Origin of the sequence: Methyloceanibacter sp. (assembly GCF_035650995.1) — a bacterium.
GTDB lineage: Bacteria > Pseudomonadota > Alphaproteobacteria > Rhizobiales > Methyloligellaceae > Methyloceanibacter.
In genome coordinates, this window is the sequence record NZ_DASRGO010000149.1 from 1 (window position 1) to 8906 (window position 8906).

Below are 8906 nucleotides of genomic sequence, written 5' to 3' on the forward strand. Positions count from 1 at the left end.
GCACCCACGACATCTGGTAGCCGAGCGGTTATTACGCTACTATATCCGGGAGAATCCGGCAAGCGTCCGCCACGCCTGTCCTCTCCGTTTTCCACCGGAACGAGGGGATTCTGCCACTTCTTCAGACAGAACACAAACATGCCCGTTGATAGAAGCGTGGAGAAGCATTGGATAAGCGGCGCGCAGCGCCGATTGACAGGCGAAAGCGCGAGACCTAATGCTCTGACTTTCCTTGCTGCCGCCGGGTCGGCGGCAATTTTGTTTCAAGGACAGCGCAGTTTGATGTCGGCCCTCTTTCCGACTTACGCCCGCAGCGATCTTGCCTTCGCGCGGGGAGAAGGCGCCTTTCTCTACACGGCGTCGGGCGACCGTTATCTCGATTTCGGAAGCGGCGTCGCCGTCACTGCGCTCGGTCACGCTCATCCTCATCTCGTCGATGCCCTGACAAGCCAGGCGAGGAAACTCTGGCACGTGTCGAATTTGCATCGCATTCCCGAGCAGGAGCGTCTTGCCGAGCGGCTATGCGCGGCGAGCTTCGCCGACCGTGTGTTCTTCGCCAACTCGGGCGCCGAGGCGGTCGAATGCTCGATCAAGGCGGCACGCCGCTATCACTTCAAGAACGGCGCGCCTGAGCGCTACCGGCTCGTCACCTTCGAGGGTGCCTTTCATGGGCGGACACTCGCGACTATCGCAGCGGGCGGCCAAGCGAAGCATCTCGAAGGCTTCGGTCCCAAGGTCGACGGCTTCGACCAGGTCGGCGTGTTCGATATCGAAGCCGTCGAGGCCGCGATCGGCGAGGAGACCGCCGGCATCCTCATCGAGCCGATCTTGGGCGAGGGAGGCATGCGCGAAGTCTCCTGGCGCTTCCTCCAGGACTTGCGCGCTCTCGCCGACGAGAAGGGCATCCTTCTCCTGTTCGACGAGGTGCAGACCGGCATGGGCCGCACGGGGCGGCTGTTCGCCCATGAATGGGCGGGCATGACCCCCGACATCATGGCGGTCGCCAAGGGGCTCGGCGGCGGCTTTCCGGTCGGCGCCTGCCTTACCACCGAGGTCGTGGGCGAGGCGATGACCGCGGGCAGCCACGGCTCGACCTTCGGGGGCAACCCGCTGGCGATGGCCGTGGGCAATGCCGTGCTCGACGTCATGCTCGCCGACGGCTTTCTCGATCGCGTGGCCCAGATGGGCCTAAGGCTCAAGCAGCGCCTCGCCGCTCTAAAGGACGAGCACCCCGACATCATCGAGGAGGTGCGCGGGCAGGGTCTCATGCTCGGGCTGAAATGCAAGGTACCGAACCAGAAATTGCTCGAGGCCTTGCGCGCCGAGAAGATGCTCACCGTCCAAGCGGGAGATAACGTCGTCCGCCTCCTGCCGCCGCTCATCATTGGCGAAGCCGAGATCGAGCTTGCCGCCGCGAAGCTCGAAGCCGCCTGCGCCGCGCTCGCCAAGGTCTCGGCTCCCGCGTAACCCCCGACAAGACGCCGTTTTCCATGCCGCCAAAGCATTTTCTCGACATCGACGCATTGGACGCAAAGACCTTGCGCACGATCCTCGACGACGCGGTCGCTATTAAAGGCAAGCGCAAGAAGGCGAAGGGGCCGAAGACCCTGGGCGAGGGGGCGGTGCTCGCTATGATCTTCGAGCGGCCTTCGACCAGAACCCGCGTCTCCTTCGAGGTCGCCATGCACGAGCTCGGCGGCACCTCGATCGTGCTCGATCCGCAAGACATGCAGCTTGGCCGCGGCGAGACCATCGCCGATACCGCCCGCGTGCTGTCGCGCTATTGCGATGCGATCATGCTGCGCACCGGCCCGCATGCGACGCTGACCGAGCTTGCCGCCAATGCCAGCATACCGGTCATCAACGGGCTGACGTGCCGCTCACACCCTTGCCAGGTCATGGCCGACATCATGACCTTCGAGGAGCTGAAAGGTCCGATCAAAGGCCGCACAATTGCCTGGATCGGGGACGCCAATAATGTCGCCGCTTCGTGGGTCCATGCTGCGGCGCGGTTCGGCTTCAAGCTGAAGATCGCCTCGCCCAAGGACTATGCGCCTTCGTCAGAGTTGCTCGGTTGGGCCAATGCCGAAGGTGCTGACATCGAGCTGTGCGACGATAAGCTTCAGGCGGCGCGTGGAGCCGATTGCATCGTGACGGATGTTTGGGTTTCGATGGGCGACAATGATGCGAAGCGGCGGAACGAGGCGCTCCGCCCCTTCCAGGTCAATGGCGCCGTCATGGCTGCAGCGGACAGAAACGCAATTTTTATGCATTGCTTGCCCGCCCATCGAGGCGATGAGGTGACGGAAGACGTGATCGACGGGCCTCAATCGGCCGTGTGGGACGAGGCTGAGAACCGGCTTCACGTGCAGAAGGCGATCCTTGCCTGGTGCCTCGGCACGAAGCGCTCCGGGACCGAGCGCCGAGCCGCCGCGCCCAAACGCGCCCGAGCCACATCGCGCACAGCGCGCAACAAGGCGCGCAGGGCTCGGCGATGACGGAGCACTCTCAAGAACGGCCCGTCGAGCTCATCATCCCGGGGGACGACTTGGTCCTCCCCTTCCAGGCCGAGCAGGCCGATGTGCTGGGGCGATTGGTGAAGCTCGGTCCGACGGTCGACACCATTCTGTTACGCCACGATTATCCGGAGCCCGTCTCCCGGCTCCTGGGCGAAGCCGTTGCGCTCACCGCGATGCTTGGCACCTCGCTCAAGTCTGAAGGCAAGTTCATTCTCCAGGCCTCGACCGACGGGCCCGTCGATCTCCTCGTCGCCGACTATCAGGTGCCGGGAGGCTTGCGCGGCTATGCCCGCTTTTCGGCCGATCAAGTCGCCAATTCCCCCGCCGGTGCGAAGCTCCTTGGCGAAGGTCATCTTGCCATGACCATCGACCGCGGGGCCGAAACCGAACGTTACCAAGGCGTGGTGCCCCTTGAAGGGCGCAGCCTGACCGAGGCCGCCGATACCTATTTCCGCCAGTCGGAGCAACTGCCGACCTTCATCCGGCTTGCTGTGGCGCGGCACTATCGCCCCGGCAGGGGCACCGCTTGGCGCGCCGGCGGCCTTCTCGTGCAGAAGCTAACGCGCGAGGGCGGCCGCTCGGGGGCGCGCGCCAAGGCCTTCGAGGAGGAGGATTGGACGCGCGCCAAGGCCCTTGCCGAGACGGTCGAGGACCACGAGTTGCTCGATCCGACGCTGTCGCCCGACCGGCTGCTCTATCGCCTGTTCCATGAGGAGCAGGTGCGCGCCTATCGCGCCATTCCGCTCGAGACCTATTGCAGTTGCTCGCGCCCCCGCGTCGAGGAGTTGTTGAGGCGCTTCTCGCCTGAGGATCTTGCCGACATGGTGGTTGACGGCGAGGTGTGGGTTACCTGCGAGTTCTGCAATACCCGCTACCGCTTCGACCCTGCGACCTTCGCCGACGCCTAGCCGCGGAGCTCGTGCGCGAGGCCGGCGAGGAAGGCAAGGCAGGCCTCCATCTGGTCGAGGCTCACATATTCGTCCGCCGCGTGCGCCTGAGCGATGTCGCCGGGTCCGCAGATCACGGCGGGGCAGCCCGCCAGCTCGAACAAACCCGCTTCCGTCGTGTAGGACACGGTCCGCGTGTCGTTGGCGCCGGTGAGCTTGAGCGCCAGCGCCACGGCCTCCGAAGCGCTGCCGGCGGCGAAGGCCGGGACCGAGTGCAGGCTCTTTGTCTCGATGGCGGCCTCCTCCGTAACCGCCTTCATCTTCGGCAGGAGTTCGGCCTCCGCGTAGCGCGCGAGTCTTGCCGGCACCTCGTCCGGTGAGGCCGTCGGCAGGCTCCGCACCTGCCAGTTGAAGTCGCACGTCTTGGGCACGATGTTGGGCGCCGTGCCGCCCTTGATCGTGCCGACGCTGATCGTGGAACAGGGCGGCTCGAAGCGGGGATCGTTCTCCGACTTGGCGACGGCCTCACCTATCCGATCAAGCTCGCAGACAAGCGCTGCGGCGGCGGAGATTGCATTGACACCGAGCCCTGGCAGGCTCGAATGCGCCTCGCGGCCGTGCACGGTGGTGCGATAGGCATCGATCCGCTTATGCGCATCGATCACCGCCATGCCGGTCGGCTCGCCGACGATGACCGCGCGCGGGCGCGGCAAGTCTCGCCCGAGCCGAGCGATCAGCGGCCGCACCCCGGTGCAGCCGACCTCCTCGTCGTAGGAGACAACGAGATGGACCGGTTCCTTGAGCTTCGCGGTCTTGAATAGGGGCACTGAGGCCAGCACGCAGGCGATGAAGCCCTTCATGTCGCAAGTGCCGCGCCCGTAAAGCTTGCCGTGGCGCTCCGTGAGGGCGAAGGGATCGGAGGTCCAGCGCTGGCCTTCGACCGGCACGCAATCGCTGTGGCCGGAAAGCGCGACCCCACCGTCTCCGCTGCCGCCGATCGTGGCGAAGAGATCCGCCTTGAGACCGTCGGCCGAGGTCACGCGCAAAGAGCCGATGCGGTGATGCCTGAGATAATTCTCGATGAAGGCGATCAGCTCGAGATTCGACTTGGCACTCGTGGTGTCGAAGCCGACGAGCGTCTTCAGAAGCTCGGTCGCTTCCGCCAGGGAAGCGGGAGCGCTTGTGGACCGGGGAGCGGCCTTGGTTTGCTTCGCGAGGGTCAACTAGCGCGACACGATTGTGGCTTGGTTACGGAAACGCTCGGCTGAGCGGTCACGCGCCTTCGTCGCCTCGACCTCGCGATTGCGCGGCGGCGCGTCGGTCACGAGCGAGTCGATCAGCTCGCGTGCGGCGCGGGCGACCTTGTCGACGGCGCGGTCGAAGGCGGCTGCGTTCGCCTTCGATGGTCGCGTGCAGCCCGCGAGCTTGCGCACGAATTGTAGTGACGAGAGGTAGATTTCCTCGTCGGTCGCCGGCGGGTCGAAATTATGCAGCATCTTGATGTTCCGGCACATGATCGTCCTCATGCAATAGGCGGTCCTCGCCTAAAGGGTGGCACAGGGGCTCCACCCCGAGCAAGGCACCCCTGCTTGCCTCATCCTTGCACTGCAACAAGCGCCTGGTCGAGGTCGGCCTTGAGGTCCTCGACGTCCTCGAGCCCCACCGAGATGCGCAACGTAGTGTCGAAAATCCCGAGCTCAGCGCGCACTTCGGGCGCCAGCCGCTGATGCGTCGTCGTCGCCGGATGCGTGATCAGGCTCTTTGCGTCGCCGAGATTGTTGCTGATTTTAATGATGCGAAGCGCGTTGGTGAAACGGAACGCGGTCTTCTTGTCGCCCTTCACTTCGAAGGCGATCAAGGGCCCGCCGCCCTCCATCTGCTTCTTGGCGATCGCGGCCTGCGGGTGGTCCGAGCGGCCCGGATAGAACACGCGGGCGATTTCCTTGCGATCGGCGAGGAAATCCGCGAGCGCGGCGGCTGAGGCGCAGTGGCGCTCGACGCGCACCGGCAGGGTTTCGAGCCCCTTCAACATCACCCAGGCGTTGAACGGGCTAAGTGAGGGGCCGGTATGCTTGAGGAAGTTGTGCAGCTTCTCCTCGATGAACTCCTTCGGCCCGAGCACCACGCCGCCGAGGCAGCGCCCCTGGCCGTCGATATGCTTGGTCGCCGAATAGACCACGATGTCGGCGCCGAGCTGGAGCGGCCGCTGGAGCAGGGGCGTGGCGAAGACATTGTCCACCACGACGAGCGCGCCCGCCTTCTTGGCGATCTTAGCGACGGCCTCGATGTCGACCAGCTCGAGCACCGGGTTGGTCGGCGTCTCGAAGAAGAAGGCGCGTGTGCTCGGCCTTACCGCCTTCGCCCACGCATCGAGATCGCGCCCATCGACGAGTGTCGTCTCGATGCCGAAGCGCGGCAGCAAGTCCTCGACGATATAGCGGCAACTCCCGAACAGCGCCCGCGCCGAAACGACATGATCGCCCGTCCTCAGGTAACAAAGGAGCGAGGAGGCGACAGCGGCCATGCCGCTCGCGGTTCCGCGCGCAGCCGGCGCCCCCTCGAGCGCGCACATGCGCGCCTCGAACATGGAGACGGTGGGGTTGGCGTAGCGGCTATAGACGTAGCCCTCTTCGTCGCCCTTGAACCGCGCCTCGGCCTGCTCGGCGCTGTTGTAGATGTAGCCTGAGTTGAGGAAGATGGCTTCCGAGGTCTCGCCGAACTGGCTGCGAAGCGTCCCCTCGTGGACGAGCCGCGTGGCCTGGCGCCAGGCGCTCGTATCTTTCTTGTCGTCTTTTCTTGCCCCCATGGGCCTCACTCCTTGTGACTGGAACCAAGGGGCGCGGGCATTAAAAAACCCGGGCTTTGGCTCTTTGCCAAAAGACCGGGATCGGCTTAGTCCGCCTCGCACGGCCTTTTAGCGAGTTGTTTAACGTGGCTGCAAGCCGGCCGGCCAAATCACCACGAGGCGCATTCATGGCGCTTTGACGGGGCGGTCGTCAAGCCTCTCTGCCGAGCCCCCCAAAGCGGACCTCTTGTGAATTGAGGGGAGAAGACCGAGCTTTAGGTGACCGATGTCCGCGAAAATGCCAAGACCGTCATCCATGCAGCCCGCAAGTCAAAGCGACGCACTGTTCGAGGCCCTGCCTGAGGATCCGCGCGCCGAGCACCCCGGCGAAGGCTCGCGAAGCGCCTTTGCCCGCACCGGCATTTTGCCCTGCCAGGGCATCCGCGCGCTGATCGAATCGGGCGAGATCTTCGGCGCGCCCGAGATCGAAGCCTCACAGGTCCAGCCGGCGAGCCTCGATCTGAGGCTGGGCAAGGTGGCCTACCGCATCCGCGCGAGCTTCCTTCCCGGACCTAACGCGACCGTGCGCGACAAGCTCGCCGAGCTCAAGTTCCACGAGATCGACCTGACCAAGGGTGCGGTGCTCGAGGCGGGCTGCGTCTATCTCGTGCCGCTGATCGAGCAGCTCAAGCTCCGCTCGACCATCGCCGCCTTCGCCAATCCGAAAAGCTCGACCGGCCGGCTCGACGTGTTCACTCGGCTGATCGCCGACTATCAGGACGGCTTCGACGCGGTCGATGAAGGCTATAGCGGGCCGCTCTTCGCCGAGATCTGCCCGCGCACCTTCTCGATCAAGGTGCGCTACGGCTCGCGCCTCAATCAGATCCGGTTCCGCCGCAGAGTCGGCCAGCAACTCGACGCCGACGAGAGGCCGGGACGCGTGCGCGACCGCGCCTTGCGCGAAATTCACTCCGATGTCGGCTTGGTCGAAGGCGAGGCCGCGATCCGCGAGGGGCTCAATCTCAGCATCAGCCTTGCTCCGGCGCAGCCGGACGGTCTCGTCGGCTATCGCGCGCGTCGCTACGCGGGCGTGGTCGATGTCGATGCGGTCGGCGCCTACCCGGCCAACCAATTCTGGGAGGGCGTGCAGCTTGGCGGCGACCGGCGCTTCGTTCTCGATCCGCACGAGTTCTATATCCTCGCCTCCAAGGAGAGCGTGTCGGTTCCACCGGCCTATGTCGCCGAGATGGCGCCGTTCGATCCCGTGATCGGCGAGTATCGCGTGCATTATGCCGGCTTCTTCGATCCGGGCTTCGGCTATGCGGAAGGCAAGGCCCCGGGCGCCAAGGCCGTACTCGAGGTGCGCTGCCTCGACATTCCCTTCATCCTTGAGGACGGGCAGATCGTCGGCCGCCTCGTCTACGACCGGTTGACCGATGTCCCCGATACCCTCTACGGCCAGGGCATCGGCTCGCACTACCAGGCGCAAGGGCTGAAGCTCTCCAAGCACTTTAAGCAGCCGTAAGCGCAGACAGGCTTAGCCCGAGCAGCTGCCGCCCCCGAGCACGCAGAACTTGGCGCAATGCGGATGGCAGAGCTTGACCGCGCCTCTCTCGAACATGCCGCCGTCGGCGCGGGCGGCCTCCGCCAAGGTCGCGCCCATCTCGATAGCAAGATCGTAGGGAAGCAGCGTGCAGGGAAGCACGGCAGGAGCATCGGCCCCTTTCCGCTTCACTATCATTCGGCTCGACGCACACATCATTTCGCGCGGGTCCTTATGCAGGATGCTCCAGCAGGCTTCGGTGATCTCGGGCACGTCCGCGCGAACGTCCATCTCGGGGAACAGCACGAGTTGCGCCCGGTCGTAGGCATCGATGGGCCAGCCGCGTAAGGCCGCAAGCACGGCATAGCCCGCGCGGGCCTCGTTCTCGCTCTCGCCCCACATGGTGCGGCCGGCAAGCGCGAGCGCGAACCCTTCACGCACCAGCCAGTCGATCCCTTCGACGGTCTTGTCGAAAGTCGAGGGCCCCCGCTCTTCTTCGTGCCGCTCGCGCGTGTAGTGATCGAGGCTGACGCGGATGACGAGGCGCCGGCCGTAAGCCTTGCGTAACGCCAAGAGTCCGTCGCGCATGCGCGGCCGCAGCATGGGCTGCATGGCGTTGGTCAGAACGAGCGCCGCATGCCCGCGCGCAAGCGCATCGCCGAGCATTTCGATAATGTCGGGGTTCATGAACGGCTCGCCGCCGGTGAAGCCCACCTCGCGCACCGGCCATCCGTCGCGCGCAATCTCGTCGAGATAGGTGCGAACCTCGGCCCTCGAGATATAGGCAAGCCGGTCGTTCTCAGGGCTCGAGTCGATGTAGCAGTTCCGGCATTCGATGTTGCACAGGGTCCCGGTGTTGATCCACAGCGTGCGCAAGGCCTCGAGCCTGACGCGGGCACGCCGCTCGCGCTTCGCCGTCCAATCGGGGTCGGCGAACTTGGCGAGGGCGGGGGCGGTGGCAAGGCCGGTCATGGCCGGAACTATACGCAAGTTTGCCGCGAAAGCGCCTCACGAACCGCCAACCCCATTTCACGATGGCGAGAGGCGGCCGGCCTATTTGCAAATGCGCCTTCCGTGTTATGAATTTGTCCGGGCGCGGGTGTAGCTCAGTGGTAGAGCAGTAGCTTCCCAAGCTACGTGTCGAGGGTTCGATTCCCTTCACCCGCTCCAAT

At 65.0% G+C, this 8906-nt stretch carries 8 protein-coding genes, 1 tRNA gene and 1 riboswitch; of the genes, 5 read left to right on the forward strand and 4 right to left on the reverse strand.

All coding sequences use genetic code 11. The annotated features are described in order from the left end of the window. The first annotated feature begins 282 nt into the window (after nt 1–282). The 3 genes from VFB18_RS11080 to VFB18_RS11090 are packed head-to-tail and all read left to right on the forward strand — an operon-like array spanning nt 283 to nt 3427. Nucleotides 283–1467: an aspartate aminotransferase family protein gene (locus VFB18_RS11080; RefSeq protein ID WP_324974960.1), complete on the forward strand. Its 1185-nt coding sequence runs from the start codon at nt 283–285 to the stop codon at nt 1465–1467. 23 nt (nt 1468–1490) lie between these two features. Next, complete coding sequence (gene argF / locus VFB18_RS11085) at nt 1491–2498, forward strand: ornithine carbamoyltransferase (RefSeq protein ID WP_324974961.1); 1008 nt, start codon at nt 1491–1493, stop codon at nt 2496–2498. Continuing rightward, nucleotides 2495–3427: an Hsp33 family molecular chaperone gene (locus tag VFB18_RS11090; protein ID WP_324974964.1), complete on the forward strand. Its 933-nt coding sequence runs from the start codon at nt 2495–2497 to the stop codon at nt 3425–3427. Before argF ends, VFB18_RS11090 begins: the two co-directional genes overlap by 4 nt. On the opposite strand, the gene argE is transcribed toward VFB18_RS11090, so the two are convergent. The 3 genes from argE to VFB18_RS11105 form a co-directional block, all read right to left on the reverse strand. Continuing rightward, entirely contained in the window at nt 3424–4629 is a 1206-nt protein-coding gene (gene argE, locus VFB18_RS11095) for an acetylornithine deacetylase (protein WP_324974965.1), read from the reverse strand. The genes VFB18_RS11090 and argE overlap by 4 nt on opposite strands. Next, the gene (locus VFB18_RS11100; RefSeq protein WP_324974968.1) at nt 4630–4920 is read right to left on the reverse strand and encodes a DUF2277 domain-containing protein; all 291 of its coding nucleotides are present in this window, start codon (nt 4918–4920) and stop codon (nt 4630–4632) included. It abuts the gene before it with no gap. Nucleotides 4921–5000: 80 nt separating this feature from the next. After that, nucleotides 5001–6212 (reverse strand): O-succinylhomoserine sulfhydrylase, encoded by a 1212-nt coding sequence (locus tag VFB18_RS11105; protein WP_324974971.1) that lies wholly within the window; start codon nt 6210–6212, stop codon nt 5001–5003. An 88-nt stretch (nt 6213–6300) separates the two neighbouring features. Continuing rightward, a riboswitch (SAM riboswitch) is annotated at nt 6301–6378 on the reverse strand. A gap of 129 nt (nt 6379–6507) precedes the next feature. Between VFB18_RS11105 and VFB18_RS11110 the strand changes: the two genes are divergently transcribed. Beyond that, nucleotides 6508–7716 carry a 2'-deoxycytidine 5'-triphosphate deaminase gene (locus VFB18_RS11110; RefSeq protein ID WP_324974973.1) on the forward strand — a complete coding sequence of 403 codons (1209 nt, stop codon included), beginning with the start codon at nt 6508–6510 and terminating at the stop codon, nt 7714–7716. A gap of 12 nt (nt 7717–7728) precedes the next feature. On the opposite strand, the gene VFB18_RS11115 is transcribed toward VFB18_RS11110, so the two are convergent. Then, nucleotides 7729–8724, reverse strand: a complete 996-nt coding sequence (locus VFB18_RS11115) for a radical SAM protein (protein WP_324974974.1) — start codon at nt 8722–8724, stop codon at nt 7729–7731. 105 nt (nt 8725–8829) lie between these two features. On the opposite strand from VFB18_RS11115, the gene VFB18_RS11120 reads away from it, so the two are divergent. After that, nucleotides 8830–8904: transfer RNA gene (locus tag VFB18_RS11120), tRNA-Gly, on the forward strand. Nucleotides 8905–8906: the final 2 nt, after the last annotated feature.